Annotated in this window: 20 protein-coding genes; 9 read left to right on the top strand and 11 right to left on the bottom strand. The window is 69.7% G+C overall.

From position 1 onward, the window contains the following. Positions 1–3: 3 nt before the first annotated feature. Positions 4–1,812: a monovalent cation:proton antiporter-2 (CPA2) family protein gene (locus ACFWZU_RS05095; protein ID WP_439700345.1), complete on the bottom strand. Its 1,809-nt coding sequence runs from the start codon at positions 1,810–1,812 to the stop codon at positions 4–6. A gap of 87 nt (positions 1,813–1,899) precedes the next feature. On the opposite strand from ACFWZU_RS05095, the gene ACFWZU_RS05090 reads away from it, so the two are divergent. Next, positions 1,900–2,724 carry a glutaminyl-peptide cyclotransferase gene (locus ACFWZU_RS05090; protein WP_439700344.1) on the top strand — a complete coding sequence of 275 codons (825 nt, stop codon included), beginning with the start codon at positions 1,900–1,902 and terminating at the stop codon, positions 2,722–2,724. 94 nt (positions 2,725–2,818) lie between these two features. Here ACFWZU_RS05090 and ACFWZU_RS05085 read toward each other — a convergent pair whose 3' ends face one another. The 6 genes from ACFWZU_RS05085 to ACFWZU_RS05060 form a co-directional block, all read right to left on the bottom strand. Beyond that, positions 2,819–3,217 carry a TIGR03067 domain-containing protein gene (locus ACFWZU_RS05085; RefSeq protein ID WP_439700343.1) on the bottom strand — a complete coding sequence of 133 codons (399 nt, stop codon included), beginning with the start codon at positions 3,215–3,217 and terminating at the stop codon, positions 2,819–2,821. Between the two features lie 96 nt (positions 3,218–3,313). Continuing rightward, positions 3,314–4,306 (bottom strand): porphobilinogen synthase, encoded by a 993-nt coding sequence (gene hemB, locus ACFWZU_RS05080; protein ID WP_439700342.1) that lies wholly within the window; start codon positions 4,304–4,306, stop codon positions 3,314–3,316. A gap of 171 nt (positions 4,307–4,477) precedes the next feature. After that, a complete protein-coding gene (locus ACFWZU_RS05075) occupies positions 4,478–5,710 on the bottom strand; it encodes an ABC transporter permease (RefSeq protein ID WP_439700341.1) in 1,233 nt (410 codons plus the stop codon). Next, on the bottom strand, positions 5,707–6,912 hold the full coding sequence (locus ACFWZU_RS05070; RefSeq protein ID WP_439700340.1) for an efflux RND transporter periplasmic adaptor subunit: 1,206 nt from the start codon (positions 6,910–6,912) through the stop codon (positions 5,707–5,709). Before ACFWZU_RS05070 ends, ACFWZU_RS05075 begins: the two co-directional genes overlap by 4 nt. Further along, positions 6,912–8,801 carry an HlyD family secretion protein gene (locus ACFWZU_RS05065; protein ID WP_439700339.1) on the bottom strand — a complete coding sequence of 630 codons (1,890 nt, stop codon included), beginning with the start codon at positions 8,799–8,801 and terminating at the stop codon, positions 6,912–6,914. Before ACFWZU_RS05065 ends, ACFWZU_RS05070 begins: the two co-directional genes overlap by 1 nt. Then, a complete protein-coding gene (locus tag ACFWZU_RS05060; RefSeq protein ID WP_439700338.1) occupies positions 8,785–9,450 on the bottom strand; it encodes an ABC transporter ATP-binding protein in 666 nt (221 codons plus the stop codon). The genes ACFWZU_RS05065 and ACFWZU_RS05060 overlap by 17 nt, the downstream gene beginning before the upstream one ends. 146 nt (positions 9,451–9,596) lie before the next feature. Here ACFWZU_RS05060 and glk point away from each other — a divergent pair, with 146 nt between their 5' ends. Genes glk through ACFWZU_RS05045 form a run of 3 tightly spaced genes read left to right on the top strand, consistent with a single transcriptional unit; the run spans position 9,597 to position 12,586 of the window. Beyond that, complete coding sequence (glk, locus tag ACFWZU_RS05055) at positions 9,597–10,613, top strand: glucokinase (protein WP_439700337.1); 1,017 nt, start codon at positions 9,597–9,599, stop codon at positions 10,611–10,613. A 54-nt stretch (positions 10,614–10,667) separates the two neighbouring features. Further along, positions 10,668–11,906 (top strand): hypothetical protein, encoded by a 1,239-nt coding sequence (locus ACFWZU_RS05050; protein WP_439700336.1) that lies wholly within the window; start codon positions 10,668–10,670, stop codon positions 11,904–11,906. Next, complete coding sequence (locus ACFWZU_RS05045; protein ID WP_439700335.1) at positions 11,903–12,586, top strand: HAD family hydrolase; 684 nt, start codon at positions 11,903–11,905, stop codon at positions 12,584–12,586. Before ACFWZU_RS05050 ends, ACFWZU_RS05045 begins: the two co-directional genes overlap by 4 nt. A gap of 102 nt (positions 12,587–12,688) precedes the next feature. Here the strand turns inward: ACFWZU_RS05045 and ACFWZU_RS05040 are convergent, their stop codons facing one another. The 3 genes from ACFWZU_RS05040 to secB form a co-directional block, all read right to left on the bottom strand. Beyond that, positions 12,689–15,712, bottom strand: a complete 3,024-nt coding sequence (locus ACFWZU_RS05040) for a DEAD/DEAH box helicase (protein ID WP_439700334.1) — start codon at positions 15,710–15,712, stop codon at positions 12,689–12,691. Between the two features lie 205 nt (positions 15,713–15,917). Then, on the bottom strand, positions 15,918–16,943 hold the full coding sequence (locus ACFWZU_RS05035; protein ID WP_439700333.1) for an NAD(P)H-dependent glycerol-3-phosphate dehydrogenase: 1,026 nt from the start codon (positions 16,941–16,943) through the stop codon (positions 15,918–15,920). A gap of 12 nt (positions 16,944–16,955) precedes the next feature. Further along, the gene (gene secB / locus ACFWZU_RS05030; RefSeq protein ID WP_439700332.1) at positions 16,956–17,462 is read right to left on the bottom strand and encodes a protein-export chaperone SecB; all 507 of its coding nucleotides are present in this window, start codon (positions 17,460–17,462) and stop codon (positions 16,956–16,958) included. Between the two features lie 300 nt (positions 17,463–17,762). Here secB and rpmB point away from each other — a divergent pair, with 300 nt between their 5' ends. The 5 genes from rpmB to ACFWZU_RS05005 all read left to right on the top strand — a co-directional run bounded on the left by rpmB (position 17,763) and on the right by ACFWZU_RS05005 (position 19,831). After that, complete coding sequence (gene rpmB, locus ACFWZU_RS05025) at positions 17,763–17,999, top strand: 50S ribosomal protein L28 (RefSeq protein WP_209619039.1); 237 nt, start codon at positions 17,763–17,765, stop codon at positions 17,997–17,999. Positions 18,000–18,009: 10 nt separating this feature from the next. Then, positions 18,010–18,177 carry a 50S ribosomal protein L33 gene (rpmG, locus tag ACFWZU_RS05020; protein ID WP_017463578.1) on the top strand — a complete coding sequence of 56 codons (168 nt, stop codon included), beginning with the start codon at positions 18,010–18,012 and terminating at the stop codon, positions 18,175–18,177. Between the two features lie 149 nt (positions 18,178–18,326). Continuing rightward, entirely contained in the window at positions 18,327–18,770 is a 444-nt protein-coding gene (locus ACFWZU_RS05015) for a DUF4166 domain-containing protein (RefSeq protein WP_439700331.1), read from the top strand. A gap of 13 nt (positions 18,771–18,783) precedes the next feature. Next, positions 18,784–19,191, top strand: a complete 408-nt coding sequence (locus ACFWZU_RS05010) for a thiol-disulfide oxidoreductase DCC family protein (protein ID WP_439700330.1) — start codon at positions 18,784–18,786, stop codon at positions 19,189–19,191. 127 nt (positions 19,192–19,318) lie between these two features. Continuing rightward, on the top strand, positions 19,319–19,831 hold the full coding sequence (locus tag ACFWZU_RS05005; protein ID WP_439700329.1) for a DUF3016 domain-containing protein: 513 nt from the start codon (positions 19,319–19,321) through the stop codon (positions 19,829–19,831). 132 nt (positions 19,832–19,963) lie between these two features. On the opposite strand, the gene ACFWZU_RS05000 is transcribed toward ACFWZU_RS05005, so the two are convergent. Next, the gene (locus ACFWZU_RS05000) at positions 19,964–21,157 is read right to left on the bottom strand and encodes a DesA family fatty acid desaturase (protein ID WP_439700328.1); all 1,194 of its coding nucleotides are present in this window, start codon (positions 21,155–21,157) and stop codon (positions 19,964–19,966) included. Positions 21,158–21,255 lie beyond the last annotated feature (98 nt).

Genomic DNA, 21,255 nt, shown 5'->3' with positions numbered 1-21,255 from the left:
GGCTCAAGCAGACGGCGAGGAAGGTGCCGGCCGCTCCCGCTCCGCATCCGCCTCGAACAACTGCTCCAGGTCCGTCAGCGCCTCACGTGTTGTCTGCACGATGCGCGCGTCGTCGTCGTAGACCAGGTACTGCCGCTTGAGGAGCTCGGCATCCTGCTGGCGGAAGCGCTCCACGCGCGCGGCGGCCACGTCGGTCGGCATGCCCAGCGCCTCCAGCGTCATCTGCGTCATCTGCAGGCTGGAGCAGAGCGTCTCGCGCACCGGATCGTCTATGCCCAGGTCCATCAGCCGCCATACGTGCTGGCGGTTGCGCGCACGCGCCACGACCTTCAGGTGCGGATACTGCCGGCGCACCAGCCGCGCCACGCGCAGGCTCGATTCGGGATCGTCGCTGGCCAGCACGAACACCTCGGCCTTGTTCGCCTGCGCCGCGCGCAGCAGTTCGGGCCGCGCCGGGTCGCCGTAGAAGATGTCGTTCCAGCCGCCGAAGCGCTGCACCAGATCGATCTGCTCGACCGAATGGTCCAGCGCCACAAAGCGGATTCCCTGGGCGCGCAGCACGCGCGCGACGATCTGCCCCATGCGCCCGTAGCCGGCGATGATCACCTTCGGTGTTTCGGTCTCGATCGTGTCGTACTCGCGCACCGCCTTCTTCGGCCGTGCGCCGAGCAGCCGCCCGGTGAGTGCGACCAGCAACGGCGTGAGCGCCATCGACAGCGTGATCGCCAGCACCAGGCGGCTGTGCAACGTGCCGTCGAGGATGCGCTGGCCGGCGGCCAGGTTGAGCACCACGAAGGCGAACTCGCCGCCGCTGGCCAGCAACACCGCCAGGCGCAGCGACTCGCCGCGGTCGAGCGCGCCGACCAGGCGCCCGAGCGGCCAAAGCAGCGCGCCCTTGACCAGCAGCAACCCGACGACCAGCGCGAGCACGCGCAGCGGTTCGCTGAGCAGCAGCGAGAGGTCCATCGACATGCCCACGCTGATGAAGAACAGCCCCAGCAGCAGGCCCTTGAACGGCTCCAGGTGGGACTCGAGTTCGTGCCGGTATTCCGAATCCGCCAGCAGCACGCCGGCCAGGAACGCGCCCAGCGTGGAGGACAGACCCACCCGCTCCATCAGCCAGGCCGTGCCCATCACCACCAGCAGTGCAGTCGCGGTCGACACTTCCACCGCATCGGCCTTGGCCACGAAGCGGAACACCGGCCGCAACAGATAGCGCCCACCGACCACCACCGCCACGATCGCGCCCACCGTGCGCAGCACGCTGGCCAGGTCCACGCCTTGCCCGCCGGAACTGGCCAGCAGGGGTACCGCCGCGATCAGCGGGATCGCCGCCAGATCCTGGAACAGCAGGATCGCGAACGCCTGGCGCCCATAGGCCCAGCCCGCTTCCTTGCGCTCGGCCAGGATCTGCAGGCCGAACGCGGTGGACGACAGCGCCAGGCTGCCGCCGACGATCACCGCCGCCGGCACGGTCAGCCCGAACCAGGCAAAACCGATCGCGCCGATCGCGATGCCGCAGGCCAGCACCTGCATCAGGCCGGTGCCGAACACGGCGCGGCGCATCACCCACAGGCGCTGCGGCGAGAGCTCCAGGCCGATCACGAACAGCATCAGCACCACGCCGAACTCGGAGATGGTCGCCACGCCTGCGGTGTCGGCGACCAGCCCCAGCAACTGCGGCCCGATGATCACGCCGGCCAGCAGGTAGCCCAGCACCGAGCCCAGCCGGAATCGCTTGGTCAGCGGGACGGCGATCACGGTGGCCAGCAGGAACACCAGCGCGGTTTGGAGGTAGTGATGGCTTTCCACGCGCGCGACGCCTTGTTGGGGATGCCCGATTATTCCACGGCGCACCCGCGACGATGGCAGGCCCGCGGCCGTGGGATCATGGGCGCCATGAAATCCGCCACGCTCGCCATCGCCCTGCTGCTGTTGCCGTCCCTGGCCATGGCGTCGCCCATCCCGGTCCAGGGCTACGCGGTCGTGCATGCCTTCCCGCACGACCCCTCCGCCTACACCGAAGGCCTGTTCTATCGGGACGGCTATCTCTACGAGGCCACGGGCACCGTCGGCGCGTCCTCGGTGCGCAAGGTGGAACTGGCCAGCGGCAAGGTGCTGCAGCAGACGCCTACGCCGTGGCCGGACTACGGCGAGGGCATCGTGGCGTGGAAGGACCGGCTGATCCAGCTGACCTGGCAGGACCACGAGGGCTTCCTGTACGACCTGGCCACGCTGGCCCCGCGCGCGAAATTCGGCTACCCCGGCGAAGGCTGGAGCCTGACCACCGATGGCACGCACCTGCTGATGAGCGACGGCACGCCGACCATCCGCATCCTCGATCCGGACACCCTGCAGCAGGTCGGCCAGATCGACGTCACCGCCGAGGGCAAGCCGCTGGCGAACCTCAACGAGCTGGAGTGGGTCAAGGGCGAGCTTTACGCCAACGTGTGGCTGACCGACCGCATCGCGCGCATCGATCCGGCGACCGGCCGGGTGGTCGGATGGATCGACCTGGCCGGGCTGGTTCCCGCACCCGGGAAACTCGTGGACCCTGTCAACGACGTACTCAACGGCATCGCCTACGACGCGGCGCACGATCGGCTGTTCGTCACCGGCAAGCGCTGGCCGCGGGTGTACGAGATCCGCCTGGTGCCGCAACCGCGCGATGCAACGGCCAGCCGTGCCCCGGGGAAGGCCCGATCAGGGCGGGCCAACCCTTAGAGGCACCGTCGCCCACGCACGCCGCAGGAACGTTCCCGGCCGGCCGCTTTGCCGGTGATCGGGTCGACCCAGGTGGTCCTGGCTTCCTGCCTCCTCAGGCGGGAACGTGCCGCACGAAGGTGCGCATGGTCAGGCCCGGCACGGTGCGAAAGGTCGTTGGCCGCGGTGCGCCGGCGTCGGCGGCGATGAACACGAAGCGGTCGCCTTGCAGCCGATAGCTGGCCGGCAACGGCTTGCTGGTGTCCGGGCCTACCGCGTCGATCCAGGTGATCGCCTTGGGCGTGACCGAGGCATCCAGCGTGAAGCGGCCTTCCAGCAGGAGTTCGCCCTGCGGCGTGCGCACCGCGAAATGGTGGCCGTCGATGGTGGTCAACGCGTCCGGTGCGCCGGTGCGGTCGATGGCGGCAGGATCACCGTTTTCCTCGAAAGCGACCTGCTGCCAGATGCCCTGCAGCGCGGCCAGGTCGTGGGTGTTCGGGTCGGATGCATCCATGCTCGTGATCCTTGGCTGCAGGAGCGCACCCTTGGCGCGACCCTGCAACTGCACACTACCGGCAGTCGCGCACAGGGGTGCGCGCCGACCTGGACGTCATTCGCCGCGCAGCCAGCGCGCGGCGTCGATCGCGTAGTAGGTGAGGATCGCATCGGCACCGGCGCGCTTGAATGCGGTCAGCGACTCGAGCACGATCGCCCTCTCGTCCAGCCAGCCGTTCTGCGCGGCCGCCTTGAGCATCGCGTACTCGCCGGACACCTGGTAGACGAACGTCGGTGCGCCAAAGGCGTCCTTCACGCGACGCAGCACGTCGAGGTACGGCATGCCCGGCTTGACCATCACCGCGTCGGCGCCTTCGGCCAGGTCGAGCTCCACCTCGCGCAACGCCTCGTCCGAATTGGCCACGTCCATCTGGTATGTGTGCTTGTTGCCCTTGCCCAGGTTTGCCGCCGAGCCGACGGCATCACGGAACGGGCCATAGAAGCTGGAGGCGTACTTGGCCGAATAGGCGAGGATGCGGGTGTGGATATGGCCGGCCGCTTCCAGCGCGTCGCGGATGGTGCCGATGCGGCCGTCCATCATGTCCGAGGGCGCGACGAAGTCCATGCCGGCGTCGGCCTGCGCCAGCGACATCTTCACCAGCGCCTCGACGGTGGGCTCGTTCATGACGTAGCCGTGCGCGTCGATCAGGCCGTCCTGGCCGTGGGTGGTGTAGGGATCGAGCGCCACGTCGCCGATCAGGCCCAGCTCCGGGTACTTCGCCTTCAGCGCGCGGGTGGCCCGGTGCATCAGGTTGTCCGGATTCCACGCCTCGGCGGCATCCTCGCTCTTGACCGACGGGTCCGGCGAAGGGAACAGCGCCAGCGCGGGAATGCCCAGGCGCACGCACTCGCCGGCCAGCTTCAGCAGCTCGTCGATGGAAAGCCGCGCCACGCCGGGCATCGAAGGCACGCTCTCGCGCTGGCCTTCGCCCTCGATCACGAACGCCACCATGATGAGGTCACTCGGCAGCAAGCTGTGCTCCCGCATCAGCGCGCGGGAGAAGGCGTCACGGCGCATGCGGCGCATGCGGATGGCGGGGAAGTTCATGGCGATCCTGCGGTGGTGCGAAAGGCGCCATTGTACGCCGGAGGCCTGAACTCCCTTGCCGGGAAGGCTCCGCGCGTGTCCGTCCGCCGCGAACGCGGGGGCATGGCCGAAGCTCCAAACCCTTGCCTTTCCCCGCAAGCGGGAAAGGACGACGGCTCTGCTCCGCCCACCTCAGGCGTCGCGTATCGCCGCGATCGGATCGAGCGCCGCCGCCTGCCGCGCCGGGTAGAAACTGAACACCAGGCCGATTGCCAGGCAGGCCACCACCGACGCAAGGATCCCGACCGGCTCCCATGCCACCTGCCAGCCGGCGAACAGCGCGATCGCGTACGCCAGTGCCGCGCCGAACAGCAGCCCGATCAACGCCCCCGCCGTGCAGATCACCACCGCCTCGCGCAGGAAGCGCACCACGATGTCGTGCCGGCGCGCGCCGATCGCGCGCAGCAGACCGATCTCCCGGCGTCGCTCGAGCACGTTGGCGAGCATGATGTTCATGATGCCGATGCCGCCGACCAGCAGGCTGACGCCCGCGATCGAACCCATCACGATGGAGAAGATGCGCTGGGTCTGCTGGTTCTGCCGATACAGCTGCTGCGGCACCACCAGCTGGTAGTCGTCCACGCCGGCGTGGCGCTGGTCGAGCACCTGGCCAAGCACGCGCGCGCCGTCGCCCAGCCGGTCCGGCTCGGCCACGCGCAGCAGGAAGCGGTCGATCTCGTCCTCCATCGGCTGGAAGCGGAAGCGTGCACGGGCGCTGGCCAGCGGCACGAAGATGCGGTTGCTGTCGGCGCCCAGCGCCACGCCCTCGAAACGGTCCTTGTCCAGGTCGCGATCGGCCAGCACGCCCACCACACGCAGCCACACCTGGTTGACCTTGACCAGCCGGCCGACCGGCCTGCCGTCGGGGAACAGCTCGTGCGCCGCCTGCGCGCCGAGTACCGCCACCGCGGCCAGGCGGGCGTCGTCCTCCGCACCGAGCGGGCGCCCTTGCGCCATGCGCAGCGAGGCGAGTTCGAAGTAGCCGGGGCTGATGCCGCTCACCTGCGCCTGGCTCGCCCCCGCGTCGCTGAAGACCGCCCAGGTCTTGATGCGCTTCTCCGCCGCGTAGCGCTCGGCGCTCGGCACCACTGACAGCGCCGCGCGCGCGTCGGCCTCGGTCAGGCCCAGGCTGCGCGCGCGGGCTTCCTTCAGGGCATCGCCGTCGGCGCTGTGCGCCTCGACGATCAGGTTGTGCAAACCCAGGCTCTCGACCAGCTTGAGCGCCTCGCGCCGGCTGCCGGCGCCGACGCCCTGCATCGCGACAATCGCCCCGACACCGAAGATCATGCCCAGCAGCGTGAGCAGGGTGCGCAGCTTGCGCCGCGAAAGCTCCTCGATCGCCTCGCGCCAGGGGCCGGCCGTCATGCGCCGGTTCCGTGGCTGCCTGCATCCAGCAGGATGCGGTCGCCTTCGTGCAGGCCATCGAGCACCTGCGTGCGCGTGGCGCCACGCGCACCAAGCTTGAGTTTGCGTAGCACTTCGTTCCCCTCGCTCAGTACGCGCACCGCCGCGCCATCGTCGCCACCCAGGGCGAGGTTGGGCACGCTCATGCCGCGCGCAGTTCGCAGCAGCAGTATCTTGCCGACGAAGCGCTGGCCCGGCGTCCAGCCGTAGCGTCGCGCGGCATCGGCCGGCACGCGCGCCTTCATCAGCAGGTACTTGACCGGATTCTCGCGATCGCGCGGCTGCGCAGCGGCCGCGATCCAGCTCAGCTTCGCCGTCACGTCCTGCTGCGGACGCCCCCACGGATGCAGTTCGACCGCCTGGCCGACGGCAATGCCCTGGGCCTCGATCTGCGGCACGGCAAGCTGCACTTCGAGGGCGTCCAGATCCGGCAGGCTGGCGAAGCTGAAGCCTGCCCACATGCTGCTGCCCACGTGCGGCAGCTCGTCCGACCAGTTGCGTTCGAGCACCAGCACGCCATCGTGCGGCGCGTGCAGCTCCAGCGCGTCCAGGTCGTCCTTCTTCTGCCTGGCCACCGTGGCGTAGGTGTCGTGCTGAGCGTCGAGCACGGCAAGCTCGGCCCTGCCGCGGGCGCTGGACTGCTGCTCGCGCCACTGGAGGATCTGCCGTCGCACGCCCAGGTACGCCGCATCCTGCACCGCGTCGAGGATGTCGTTGCGTGCAATCGCCGCCATCGTGGCGTGCGCATAGCGCTGCGCGATGGCCAGCTGCCCGTCCACCTGGATCAGGTCCACGTCCAGCTGCCCGCGCTTGCCGTCCAGGTCGTCCTGCTTGCCGGCCCGGGCGAGCAGGTTGCGTTCCAGGTCGATGCGCGCCTGCGCCAGGTCCTGCACGCTCTGCGTGGCGGAGAAGCGCGCCACCACTTCGCCCCTGGTGACGTGGCTGCCGTCGGGCAGCATCCACGCCAGCTGCCGTGGCGTCCATTGCTGGCCCGGCACCAGCAGCGGCGTGGCGGTGACTGCGCGCAGTTCGCCCTCGGCCTGCACGCTGAATTCGAGCGGGCCGGCATGGGCCTGTTCGAGCACGGTGTAGTCCGCTTTCGGCGCGTTGCCGCAGGCGGCCAGCGCCAGCAGGGCCGGCAAGAGCGCATGCACGCGGCGCATCAGGCGCCCTCCCCGGCTGGCGCGATCGCCACCTGTACCGATTGCCCCGGCTTGAGACCCGCACGCTGGCCGCCTTGCAGCTGGATCAGCACGTCGACCACCGGGATGGGCTCGACCCGCGACTTGCTGTGCACGTTGTTGCCGATCGACGTCACCGTGCCGTCCAGCCGCTGCCGGCCGCCACCGGCGACGCGCACCTGCACGCCCTGGCCCACGCGCACGCGCGCGAGCTCGCGCTCGGGCAGCGACGCGCGCACGGCCAGCGTCGACAGGTCCGGCATCTCCCCGACCGACTGGCCGCGCCAGATCTGCGAGCCGTTGTCGATCTTCTCGCCGTTCCACTTCGCTTCGTGCAGCAGGATGCCGTCGCGTGGCGCATGGACCGTCAGCGCCCCGAGCGAGGCCTTGAGTTCCGCCACCTCCTCGCTGAGCTGCGCCACCTCCGCATCGGCCAGGCGTTGTTCGGCGGCACGCGCCCGTTCCGCGATGCGCTCGCGCTCGACGGTCAGGCGCAGCTTCCGCTCGGCCCTGGCGCGTGCGACGACCAGCTTGCGGTATTCGATGCCGGCCACGTAGTCCTTCGGCACGCTCGCCTTGCGGCGCGCCTTTTCGGCATCGGCGCGGGCCTGCGCGGTGGCCAGTTCCGCCTCGCGCGTGCGGTCGGCCAGGTCGAGCTTGAGCTGCTCCTGCTTGCGCTGCTTCTCGGCCAGTTCGCTGCGCTTGGCGGTGAGGTTCTTGGTCACCTCACTGCCGTCGAACACCACCAGCGGCTCGCCCTTCTTCACCTTCGCGCCATCGTCGGCCATCTGTGTCACGGTGAGCTGCCACAGGCCGTCGACCGCGGGCGGCGAGATGGCCAGGCTGCTCTGCGCGAAGAGTTCGCCGGCGATGCTCAGCGGCGCGTGTGCCGCCGCGGCCGGCCTGGTGTCGGCGGCTTCCGCGTCGGTGTCGACGCGCACGCTCATGCCCGGGCGCAGCGCAAGGTGGGTGCCCTGGTCGAACGCAATGGCGACCTCGAAGTAGCGCCCATCACCCCACTCCTTGCGTTCGATCGAGGCGCCGGCGATCGCCTGGATGCGCCCCTGCGCGTGGCTGCCCGGCAAGGCATCGATCGCCAGGTGGACGGCCTGGCCGACCTTGAGCCCATCGCGGTCGGGCTCCAGCACCCAGGCGGTCACCGTGAAATCGTCGCCCTGCCCCACCACCTCGCCGACCTTGTTGCCCGGGTAGGAAGACGAACCCTCCTCGAAGCGCCCGCCATTGCCGAACACGTTGTCGAAGCCATGGATGACCGTGCCCGCGCGCGTGGCGCGCACTTCCGCCTGGGTCACCTGGTCCTGGTAGAAGCTGAGCGAGAGACGTTGCTTTTCAAGCTCCAGCTCACTGTCGTGGCGCCGGCGCGCGACCGCATCGGCCGCCTGCGTGGCCGCCTCGCGCTTGAGCGCGAGCGCGCGACCGGTACGCTCCATCTCGCTCTGGTAGCGGTCGTAGTTGAGCGCGGAGATCAGGCTCTTCGGAACGGCTGCGTCCAGCGCCGCGGTATCGCGCTCGGCCTGTGCGTCGGCCAGCGCCAGCTCGGCGTCGGAGTGCTTGAGTTCGAGCTCGGCGATCTCCTTGGCGTTCTTCGCCTCGGTCTGGACCAGCTGCGCCTTGAGCTTGCGCAGCTCGGCCTCCGCCGGGCCGGCATCGATGCGCAGCAGCACGTCGCCCTTGCCCACGTGTGCGCCGTCGGGCACGTAATAGCGCAGCACCACCGGCGAGCTCATCGACGGCGGCGTGTAGATTCCCTGCGCGTTGGCCATCTGCACCTCGCCGCTGAACACGGTGGCCGCGGCGAGTCCCGGCCAGGCCAGCAGCGCGGCGCACAGGTACTTACGCGGCCGAATCAAACTCGACCCTCCCGTCGCGGATGCCGACCTGGCGCTGGGCGCGCGCGGCGACGTCGGCGTCGTGGGTGACCATCACCACGGTCTGTCCCTGCGCATGCACTTCGTCCAGCAGCGAGAGCACGTCGGCAGCGCTCTTCGAATCGAGGTTGCCGGTGGGCTCGTCGGCGAGCAGCAGCGCGGGCTTCATCAGCAGCGCGCGGGCGATCGCCACGCGCTGCATCTGCCCGCCGGAAAGCTGGCCCGGGCGATGCTCCAGGTGCCGATGCAGGCCCATGCGTTCGAGCAGATCGCGCGCACGCCCGGCCAGACCTTCGTCGGACCCGCGCAGGAAGCGCGCCGGCAGCATCGCGTTCTCCAGCACCGAGAGCCGCGGGAGAAGGTGAAAGGACTGGAATACGAAACCGATGCGCCGGTTGCGGAAATCGCTGGCGCGCTCGTCATCGAAGGTGGAGACGTCCACGCCCTCGAGCAGGTAACGCCCGCCATCGGGCCGGTCCAGGCAACCGAGCATGTTCAGCAGGGTCGACTTGCCCGACCCGGACGGTCCGACGATGGCCGTGAACTGGCCCCGCGGCACCGTGAAGCTCACGCCATCCAATGCGGCGATCGTCTGATCGCCGACCCGGTAGTGCCGGGTCACTGCTTCCATGCAGACCATGCATGATTCCCCTTGCATCACACTTCTTCGAGTGTCGCAACCGGAGCGGGCCCCCGCAAGTAGCCAGTCAGGCCGGTTTCCGATACCTTCCCCCGATTGCCGCCGCGCCCGCGACGCTGCGCCCACAGAACGACCCGATGAGCTTCGACACCCGACCCCCGACCCTGCTTGCCGACCTCGGCGGTACCAACGTGCGCTTCGCGCTCGCCGACGTCGGCGCCGACCAGCCGCTGGTGGCCGACAGCGTGCGCCGCTACCGCGTGCGCGACTTCGCCACGCTGGCCGACACCATCCGCCAGTACTTCGCAGACACCGGCCTGACCGCACCGCGCGCGATCATCGCGGCGGCCGGTCGCATCGCCGACGGCGAAACGGTGCAGATCACCAACAACCCCTGGGCGGTCGCCGCGCATGCGCTGCAGGCCGATCTCGCCATGGAATCGGTGCGGCTGGTCAATGACTTCGCCGCGCAGAGCATGGCCGTGCCGCTGCTGCAGCCGGCACACCTCAAGGCCGTCGGCGACCTGCCGCTGCCGCGGCTGGACCGCTGCGACCACCAGACCTTCGTGGTGATGGGCCCGGGCACCGGCCTGGGCGTCGGCGGCCTGCTGCGCCGCGACGGCCATTGCAGCGTGCTGGAAAGCGAAGGCGGCCACGCCGGTTTTGCCGCGCACAGCCGTGAAGACATCGAGATCCTGCACCGGCTCAACGAACGCTTCGGCCGCGTGTCCAACGAGCGGTTGATCTGCGGCAACGGCTTGGTGAACCTGTACGGCGCACTGGCCGACATCGCCGGCGAGCGCGCTCAGGCCTACACCCCGGAAGACATCACCGCGCACGCCGGCGCCGGTACCGACCCGCTGTGCGTGCGCACGGTGGAAACGCTGGCCGGCATCTTCGGCTCGGTCGCCGGCGACCTGGTGCTGACCCTGGGCGGCTGGGACGGCGTCTACCTCACCGGCGGCCTGCTGCCGATCCTGTTGCCGTGGCTGCAGCGCGGCGGCTTCCGCCAGCGTTTCGAGGCCAAGGGCCGCTTCAGCGACACCATGCGTCAGGTGCCCACGATCGCCGTACTGCATCCGGAACCGGGCCTGCTCGGCGCCGCCGCACTGGCGGTGATGGAAGCCGGCCGGCCGCTGCTGCCGAGGCCGTAGACATCGCCTGAGCACCGCGCGGTTATCCTCCACGCAACCCCAGGGAGGATGGCGATGACCCGACAGTCTTTCTTCGGTTTCGCGCTGGCTTGCGCATGGGCGTGGACGCCACTCGCCTGGGCGGCGCAGCCGTTGCCGCCAGCGACCGCCGTCACGCTCGCTCCGCCGCTGCGCTGGCCGGACAAGCCGATCGCCTCGCGTGCCGAGCTCGACGCGTATCGGCATGACACGCCGCCGGCCGCCTCGCCGCTCAGCGCCTTCAGCCCGGCGGGCCAGCGGCGCTTCCTTGCCGGCCTGGTGTTCGGCCCGCGCGGGCTCGGCGGCTTCAGCTTCGACGACCTCACGTACGACCTGACGCGGGAGCACGCGTGGAACGTGTTGCGGTTGTTCGGCGCGGAGCACTACGCCGCCGGGCTGGCCACGCGCACCCGCCTACGCCCGGCCGATGCGCGCGTAACGACGCTCAATGCGGCCTACGACGAGCTGGTCGGCGCCTCGCCGGAGGTGTCTGGCAAAGCCGCCGTGGCGGTCTACGCTCGCGCGTTTGCGCCGGCGCAGGCCAGGTTGCGCACGCTCGGCGACCGAGACGTGGAGTTGCTGTTGCGCGCGGCCGGTCGCCTGGCCCGCATCGATCCCATTCAGACGCGCTACCTGCTCGACATGCAACGCGATGTCGCCGAGCTCGAACGGCGACGCCGGCTCGATCGTCCACACGTCGATGCGCTCTACGATGCATTGCTGGCCGCTCATCGCCCCGATCAAGCGCGTGCCCTGCTCGCCGCCCATCCGATCCTGGATCGCCAACCGCCGCCGACCTTGCACGACGCGAACATCGCGTCCGATTCGGCGAGTCTCTGGATCGCACGCGGTGGGCGCGACCTGTGGCGCCAGCCATTCCACCTGGATGCCGATGCCCAGGTGGTGGTGCTCGGATCCACCGGCTGCCATTTCTCCGAAGCCGCCGCACGCAGCATTGGTGCCGATCCCTTGTTGCGCGAGCTGTTCAGCAAACACGCGCAATGGGTGGCGCCGGCCCACGACATCGTCGCCTTCGACGCGCTCGTGTCATGGAACCGCGCACATCCCGCGCAACCGCTGGCCGTCCTGCACGAGGATGCCGGGCTGCCTTTCGTTTCCCGTTTCGCGACACCGACGTTCTACTTCCTGCGCCAGGGGCGCGTAGTGGACACGGTCGTCGGCTGGCCGGGCGACGCGCAGCGCGCCGCCTTGCGTGCGGGCCTGCAGAAGATCGGGCTGCTGGATGCAACGCCTGCTTTCCGGGAGAGCCCGTGACCCGCCCGCGCACAGCGTTCCTGTTCGACCTCGACGGCACGCTGGTCGACAGCGTCTACCAGCACGTGCTGGCGTGGAAGGAGGCGCTCGACCGCGAGGGGATCGAGCTGGCGGTGTGGCGCATCCATCGCAAGATCGGCATGAGCGGCGGGCTGTTCACACGCATCCTGCTGCGCGAGACCGGCATCGAGATCACCGAGGATCGCGTGGCGCGGCTACGGCGCTGGCACGCCGAAGCGTTCACGCGCCGCGCCGAGGCCGGCAGCGTGCGGCCCTTGCCCGGCGCGCGCGAGCTGCTGGGCTGGCTCACCGAGGCCGGCCTGCCATGGGCGATCGCCACCAGCGGCCGCATGCAGACGGCCGCACACAACCTGGAGGCGCTGGGTGTCGACCCGTCCAGGGTGCCGGTGATCACGCGCGACGACGTACGCCACGCCAAGCCCGATCCGGACCTGTTCCTGGCCGCCGCCGACCGGCTGGGCGTGGATATCCAGCATGCGCTGGTACTGGGCGACAGCATCTGGGACATGCTCGCCGCGCAACGCTGCCGCGCCCTGGGCGTGGGCCTGCTCTGCGGCGGCTACGGCCAGGAGGAGCTGGAGCGTGCGGGCGCCTTCCGCGTGTACGAGGACCCGGCCGATCTGCTGTACCACATCGACGAAGTCGCCGCGCGCGATTGAGCCGGCTCGCGCGGCGTCCCCGGGGTTCCATCGCAGGTGGGTTTCAGCCCGGCATTGCCCATGGAGAGCGGTACGCTGAAGCCACCTTGCGGGGCCGCGCGCTCAACCCGGCGCGAGCAGCGCGTCCAGATCGTCCTGGTCGAAGCTGAGCTTCTCGCGCGCGCCGCCACCTTCGAGCACGGCTTCGGCCAGTTCGGCCTTGCGCGCCTTCAACTCCTCGATGCGTTCCTCGACAGTGTCGGCGGTGATCAGCCGGAACACGAACACCGGCTTGTCCTGGCCGATGCGGTGCGCGCGGTCGGAGGCCTGCGCCTCGGCGGCCGGGTTCCACCACGGATCGTAGTGGATCACCGTGTCGGCGGCGGTGAGGTTCAGACCCACGCCGCCGGCCTTGAGCGAGAGCAGGAACAGCGGCACGTCGCCGTCCTGGAAGCGCTGCACGGGCTCGGCGCGGTCGCGCGTCTCGCCGGTGAGCATGACGTAGCGGATGCGTCGGCGGTCCAGTTCGGCGGCGATCAGCTTGAGCATTTCGGTGAACTGCGAGAACAGCAGCACCTTGCGGCCTTCGGCGAGCAGCGCGGGCAGCATGTCCATCAGCAACTCGAACTTGGCCGACTCGCGCACCCCCCGCGCGGCCTCGAGCTTGACCAGGCGGGGATCGCAGCACACCTGGCGCAGCTTGAGCAGCGCGTCGAGCACGACGATGCCCGAGTGCGCGATGCCGCGCTGGGCGATCACCTCGCGCAGCTCCTCGGCCAGGGTCAGGCGCAGGCTTTCGTACAGCTCGCGCTGGCGGCCGTCGAGCACGACGCGGCGGGTGATCTCGGTCTTGGGCGGCAGCTCCGACGCCACCTGCGCCTTGGTGCGGCGAAGGATGAACGGGGCGAGGCGACGGTTGAGGCGTGCCTGGCACGCCTCGTCGTGCTGCTTCTCGATCGGCACGCGGTAGTGGCGCCGGAACGCGCCCTCGTCGCCGAGCAGGCCGGGCACCGCCAGGTCGATCTGCGACCACAGCTCGCCCAGGTGGTTTTCCAGCGGCGTGCCGGTCAGGCAGATGCAGCGCGGCGCGCGCAGGCTGAGCACGGCACGGCGCGCCTGCGTGCGCGGGTTCTTCACCTGTTGCGCCTCGTCCAGAACGATCAGCGCGAACGGCTGCTTGCGCAGGGTGACCACGTCGCGCGGCAGCAGCGCGTAGCTGGTCAATACGATGTCCTGCGCGCCCAGTTGCGAGAAATCGCCGCTGCGCTGCGGACCGTGCAGGGCGAGCACCGTGAGGCCGGGCGCGAAGCGCGCGATCTCCGATTGCCAGTTCGGGATCAGGCTGGTCGGGACCACCACCAGCGCCGGTTGCGCCAGCGCGCCGTGTTGCTTGAGCGCAAGCAGGTGGGTGATCAGCTGCAGGGTCTTTCCCAGGCCCATGTCGTCGGCTAGCACGCCGCCGACGCCAGCTTCGGCCAGCGCGTTCAACCAGCGCAGGCCTTCGCGCTGGTACGGCCGCAGCTCGACGGTCAGGCCCTCGGGAATGGCGTCGCTCGCGCGCTCCGCGGCATCGCGCAGGCGCGCGGTGAAGCCGCGCAAGGCGTCCGGTGCGCGCAGTTCGCCACCGCTGGGGAGCGCCTCGACCAGCTCCTCCAGGCGGCCGGCCTGCACGCGCGGCAGGTGCAGCTTCTTCTTCGGCCGTTCGAGGTATTCGGCCAGCGGCGCGAGCAGGCCGCGCAGTTCCTTCAGGCGCACCGGTACGCGGCGGCGCTCGTCTACCGGCGCATACCAGACCGCATCTTCCGGCTCGTTCGGCGCGGGGCTCAGGTTCAACTGGTGCTCGGCCAGCGCCTGTGCTACCGCGGGCAGCAGGTTGTGCCGCTTGCCCTCGACCTCGATGCCGATCTCCAGGTCGAAGGCGTGGTCGTCGGCATCCTCGGTGGCGTTGCCGTACCAGCGCACCGGGCCTTCGAGCACCTCGAACGGGAAGCTCGGCGCGTAGTCGAGCTGGAAACCTTCGGCCTCGAGCTTGCCGCGCAGCGCCAGCCAGCGCGCAGGCGTGTTCACTTCCAATGCGCCGGCGTAGCCCTTGCCCGGGAACAGCCAGGCGTCCTCGGGCAGCGTGTCGGCCAGGTCCCAGGGCAGGCCTTCGGTGTCCACGCCCGGCGTGAGGCCGGCGCGTTCGAGCTGCTCCATCGCCGAGAGTTCTTCGGCACGCCGGCGCGTGATCTCGACCAGGTGGCCATTGCGCACGCGGCGCACCAGCGGCTCACCGCCCCGGCCGGGCAGGCGCTCGCCGGCGTAATCGAACGCCAGCCGTGCGTAGGCCAGCGGCGGCGTGCCGGCGGCGAGGCGCGCATGGCGGGTCAGCGCGTGCAGGGTCAGCACCGGTTTGGGAGCCAGCTCCGCGCGGCGCAGTTCGTCGAACACCTGGGGCGCAGGCAGGCGGTGGCCGAGCGGGCTGTTCTTCAGGGCTCTGAGCAGCGGCCGGCCGGCTTCGTGCTTGAGCGGCGGCAGGTCCAGCCAGTGGCTTTCGCGCTTGTCCGCCTCGAGCAGGCCCAGCGTGGCGCGTTCGGCGTCCAGGTACCACAGGCAATCGAGCCGCAGCAGGCGCTGGTTATGCCCGAGCGTGGGCAGCAGGCGCTGGCTGCCGTCCTGTTCCAGCTGCCAGTGCCAGTTGAGCGGATGCGCCTTGCCACGCGAGAGGCGCAAGCCGGCCAGGCCGCCGAGGAAGCACGGCGCGGTATCGAGCATCTGGGCCAGCAGGGCGTCGCCGATGTGGCCAGCCAGGCGCACGTAGGTGCGGCCCTTGCGCACGCTCTGCGGCAGGCCGAGCAGGGCGGCGGCCAGATGCTGTTCGTGCGGTTGCAGCGGCGCCTGGGCGAGGTGGCGGCTGTCCAGCGGGACCGGGCGCACGTAGCGGCCGGCCTCGGCCACGCCCAGCGCCACCGGCGCGACGTCCAGATGGGCCCAGGCGGCGCCGTCCTCGGGCATGACTTCCAGGAAGAAGCCCAGCACCTGGGTTTCGGTGACGGGCGGGGCGACCGGCTTGAACAGGCGGCGCCAGGCCGGCGGCAAGCCGCCTCCGGCCATGTCCTCCGCAGGGGAGGCACGATCGGCAGGCTGCTTTTCGTCCGGTTGCTGCATGCGCGTGCGGTCCGCCTTGCCGGCCAAAACAACGAGCTTAGCAAGGGGATGGGTGGTGTGCGCGTCGAGGGCGCAAGTTCATGCGGGGTGGCTGGCGCGGCGCGCGACGCAGGCGATTCACCCGGCCTGAATGCGGGAAGGGGCTTCGGGCGAATCCCGCCCCTTCCCCCGCTCGTCTCCCCGGAGGGAGAGGAGCAGATAACGGTCAGGCGTTGCCGAACAGGCCCTGCGGGTATTCGGGCTTCTGCTCGCGCGCCATCAGCATGCGCACGCCTTCGACCGGGGTGACCTCGCCGTGCAGCACGGCGCGCACGCCGTTGGCGATGGGCAACTCCAGGCCGTGCTGCTCGGCCAGGCGCGACACCTCGTCGGCGGTGACCACGCTTTCGACCACCTGGCCGATCTGGCGAACCGCCTCGTCCAGCGCGATGCCCTGCCCCAGCGCCAGGCCGAGCCGCCGGTTGCGCGAGAGATCGCCAGTGCAGGTCAGCACCAGGTCGCCCAGGCCGGAAAGGCCCATCAGGGTTTCCGGACGCGCGCCGAGCGCCAGGCCCAGGCGCAGCATCTCGTTCATGCCGCGGGTGATCAGGCCGGCGCGGGCGTTGAGGCCCAGCTGCATGCCGTCGGCGACGCCGGTAGCCACCGCCAGCACGTTCTTCATCGCACCGCCGAGCTCGGCACCCAGCACGTCGTTGCCCGAATAGGCGCGGAAATTGGGCGCGTGAAGCAAGGCAGCCAGCGCCTTGGCGAAAGCCTCGTCGTCCGAATGCACGGTGACCGCACTGGGCAGCCCCGCGGCGACCTCGCGCGCGAACGACGGACCGGTCACCACCGCGGCCGCGCGGCCCGGCAGCTTCTGCGCCACCAGTTCGTGCAGGAAGCGGCCGGTGCCCGGCTCGAACCCCTTGGTTGCCCAGGCGATCGCGGTGTCGGGGCCGAGCAGCGGCGCGAGCTCGTCCAGCATCGCGGCGAAGGCGTGACTGGGCACGACGATGAGCACGATGTCGGCATCGCGCACGGCCACCGCCAGTTCAGGCTCATAGGCGAGCGCGGCCGGCAGCTCGAGGTCGGGCAGGTAACGCTGGTTTCGGCGGCTTTGCGCCATCGCGGCCAGCGCCGCGCGGTCGCGGCCCCACAGGCGCGTGGTGACGCCGTTGCGCGCGGCCAGCGCAGCCAGCGCGGTGCCCCAGGAGCCGGCGCCGAGCACCGCGAGGATCGGTTGGTCCCGCATGGATGGTCGGCGTCAGCTGTTGAGCGTCGGCGCCTCGCCGCCACCGGCCATGCGGCGCTGCTGCTCGGCGAACAGCGCGTCGAAGTTGATCGGCTGCAGCAGGAACGGCGGGAAGCCACCCTCCAGCACCAGCGAGGAGATCACCTGGCGGGCGTACGGGAACAGCAGGTTCGGGCAGTAGCTGCCGATGATGCCGGCGTGGTCCTGCTCATTGAAGCCGGCAATGCCGAACACGCCGGCCTGGTGCACTTCGGCCAGATAGGCGGTGCGCTCGCCGATGGTGCAGGTCAGGGTCAGGCTCAGCACCACCTCGTACAGGCTGTTGCCCAGGTCGGTGGCGCGCTGGCCCAGGTTCAGCTGCACCTGCGGCTGGACCTGGCCGTCCTCGCCAATGTCCTGGAAGATCTGCGGCGCGTTGGGCGCCTCGAAGGACACGTCCTTGACGTAGATCTTCTGCAGCATCAGCTGCGGCATGGCCTGGCCGGCGGCCTGGTCGTTGGCGGGCGTGACTTCAGCCATCGTGGAATCCCTCGAATTCGTGAGTGCGGCGGAGCAAAGAGTGGGATTGTTCCATACATCCGGCCGCCCCGCCATGGGCCGGCAGCCTGGAAGACTTGCGCAGGATGCTGTTTTTCCGGGAGAATACGCGGCTCGATCCAGGGCTGCCCCGACCTCGGGCCTTCCGCGACGCGATGCGGAAACGCAAGCCGGCCCTTCTCGAAGTGCAACACCCTCCAGCATTGCGTGGCGCCGCAAGCGCCGCTGGGCCGATGCCGTCCTGGCCAACGGGCGGTCAAACTACCGATTACGGAGGCCCTCATGGCCCGTGTATGTCAAGTCACCGGAAAGGGTGTGCAGACCGGCAACAACGTCTCGCACGCCAACAACAAGACCCGTCGCCGCTGGTTGCCGAACCTGCATGAGCGCCGCTTCTGGGTCGCCAGCGAGAACCGTTGGGTGAAGCTGCGCGTTTCCAACGCCGCGCTGCGCACCATCGACAAGAATGGCATCGAGGCCGTGATCGCCCAGCTGCGTGCCCGCGGCGAGAAGGTCTGAGGATTGAACCATGGCTAACAAGACCCAAGACAAGATCCGCCTGATCTCCTCGGCCGGCACCGGCCACTTCTACACCACGCAGAAGAACAAGAAGAACACGCCGGAAAAGTTCGAGTTCAAGAAGTACGATCCGGTCGTGCGCAAGCACGTGATCTACAAGGAAGGCAAGATCAAGTGATCTCCGAAGAGAACCCGCCCCACGGCGGGTTTTCTTTTGCGCGCGCGGGAGCTTCCGCCCGCTTATGATGCGCGCCATGGCTGGCGCCCTGTTCCCTGCACTGCTCGGCGAACAATGGCATGCGCTGGCGGCGCCGGTGCGCCAGTTGCATGGCGAGGCGCCGCACGTACGGGCGGTTGCTGGCCGAAGTGAAGGGAGCGACGCACCTGCCGGCGCGGCTCCTGCGCCGGCTGCTGGGACTGCCCGAGCCGGGCCCGTCACAGGCCGTCGAGCTGTTGATCGAATGGCATCGCGCCCATGAAACCTGGACGCGGCGCTTCGCTGGCGGCCGCATGCGCTCGCGCCTGACCGCGGGCCCTCGCGGCGGCCGGCTGCACGAACGGCTCGGCCCGGTGACGCTGCACTTCGAGCTGCGCCGCGCGGACGACGCGATCGACTGGCAACTCTGCGGCGGCAGCCTGCTGGGCTTGCCGCTTCCGCGCGCCTGGTTCGGCTCGGTGCTTTCGTGCAGCGGCACCCAGGCGGGACGCTACGCCTTCGATATCGACGCGCGGTTGCCGCTGGTGGGGCGACTGGTCGCCTACCGCGGTTAGCTGGAGCCGGTCGATGGCTGACCAGCCCGCGATCATCGTCTTCGACGGCGTCTGCGTGCTGTGCAGCCGCTGGGTCGACTTCGTGCTCCGCCACGACCACGCGGGCCGCTTCCGCCTCGCCGCCATGCAGGGCGCGCATGGGCGCGCGCTGCTGCAGGCCCATGGCCTGTCGGCGGACGACCCGGTGTCGTTCCTGCTGGTGCAGGACGGGCGTGGACAGACCGAGACGGACGCCATCGCGCAGGTCCTGCGTGGCTTCGGCGGACGCTGGCGCCTGGCTGCGGCGTTGCTGCAGGCCGTTCCGCGTGCCTGCCGCGATCCGGCCTACCGCTGGATCGCCCGTCACCGGTACCGGCTGTTCGGGCAGCGCGCCAGCTGCCGGCTGCCCGAGCCGGCGCAGGCCTGGCGCTTCCTCGACTAGTGCCACGGAACATCGCATCGGGGAGGCTGTCCACCGTGCCTGCGCCGGTGCGTTTCCACGCAGGCGGGAAACCCCGCGCCGCGCTTGCGTCCCCAGTCCGGCTTCGCATCGCCATCGGAGATACGCCATGTCCAAGCTCCCCCTCTGCCGCACCATCGGCCTGGCCCTTGCCCTCGCGATGTCGACGGCGGCGGCTGCCGCCGGCACCGTCACCGTCCGCTACGACCACCCGGAGAACTTCACCGAAACGAAGGAAGTGCGGGCGTTCGCCCCGTCGCGTGCCGATTCGGACTATCTCGGGACCCTCAAGGCCTACATCGAGAAAAAGGCCGCGACCGAACTGCAACCGGGCCAGACGCTCGACATCGTCGTGACCGACATCGACCGCGCCGGCTCTTACGTACCCTCGATGGGTTCACTGCAACCGGTACGCGTGGTCAAGGAGGTCTACCCGCCGCGCATCACCCTGTACTTCCGCCTGCTCGACGGCCAGGGACAGGTCCTGCGCGAAGGCGAACGCAAACTCACCGACCTGGGCTTCATGTACGACAGCCCGGGCGGGTTCTCCGACACCGATCCGTTGCGCTACGAAAAGCGCACGATCGATCGCTGGCTGGCGCGGGGGCCTGCGAAGCTGTAACGCCGGCGCCGCGCGGGGAGCTTCAGCCCACCGGCCGGTGGCAGAACAAGAGCGGTGGGCTGAAGCCCACCTACGCAGGCGAAAAAAAAAGGCCCGCCATGGAGGCGGGCCTTTTGTCATGCGTCGGGTTGCTCAGGCGTTGGCGACGCGGTAGCCCTTCAGCCGTCCCGCGAACTCCTGCAGCGAGCGGATGCCGCTCTGCTCGGCCTCGGCGATCCACTGCTGCAGGCCCTTGAGGGTCTGCTCGGCGCCACGCTGCTCCATCAGGGCCGCCAGGCGGTTGCGGAAGTCGCACACGGTGAGCAGGGTCGGACGCTTGGCCAGCACGGCCTGCAGGCGCGCACTGCCTTCGCTGTCCAGCCAGCGGCCGCCGTCGGCCAGCGCGCGGCGCATCCGGCGCGGCATCGCCTTGAGGTTGTCGCCGGCGTGGACGGCTTCCTCGCGCAGGGTCGGCATGATCACGCCGCGGTAGTAGTCGGTCATCGCCTGGAAGCGGTGCGTGAGCACGGCCTTCAGCGTCTCGGCGTCGGGCAGGTTCACGTTCGGGCGCACGTCCAGCGCCGGCGCCACGCGCAGCACCTTGGCCAGGCCCACCGCGCGCAGCCCGCAGATCGCCGCCCAACCGATGTCGAACTCCCACTTGCGCAGGGCGAACTTGGCCGAGCTCGGGAACGCATGGTGGTTGTTGTGCAGCTCTTCGCCGCCGATCCAGAAACCCCACGGCAGCAGGTTGCGGGCGGTGTCGGCACTTTCGAAGTTGCGGTAACCGGCCCAGTGGCCGATGCCGTTGACGAACCCGGCCGCCCAGAACGGGATCCAGATCATCTGCACCGCCCACAGCGCCGCGCCGATCACGCCGAAGAGCGCGAGGCTGATGAGCAGCATCAGGGTCGGGCCCCAGTAGGGGTGCGCGCCGTAAAGCTTGTGCTCGACCCAGTCATCGGGCGTGCCGCGACCGTACTGTTCCATGTCCTGCTTCGACTCGCAGGCATCCCGGTACAGCGAAACGCCGTCCCAGAACACCTTCTTGATGCCGTAGATCATCGGGCTGTGCGGATCTTCCTCGGTCTCCACCTTGGCGTGGTGCTTGCGGTGCACCGCCACCCACTCCTTGGTGACCATGCCGGTGGTCAACCAGCCCCAGAAACGGAAGAAATGCGCCAGCACCGGGTGGAAATCCACCCCGCGATGGGTCTGGCTGCGATGCAGGTACAGCGTCACCGTGAAGATGGTGAGCTGGGTCATCACCAGCATGTAGACCAGCATGGCAAGCCAACCGGCGTGGGTCACGCCGTTGGAAAGGAATGTCAGCACCGCATCGAGCATCAGGAAAACACCGGGGAAGTTGAGAGGCAGTCTATCGGAGGGGTTTCCGTACCCGCCAGCATGGCGCTTTGCGCTTCGCGCATGCGTGAAGCGCCCCG

It is taken from the genome of Frateuria sp. GZRR33, from assembly GCF_051900425.1.
GTDB lineage: Bacteria > Pseudomonadota > Gammaproteobacteria > Xanthomonadales > Rhodanobacteraceae > Frateuria_A.
Note: the sequence above shows the minus strand (reverse complement) of the source record. Positions and strands in the feature narration are given on the sequence as shown.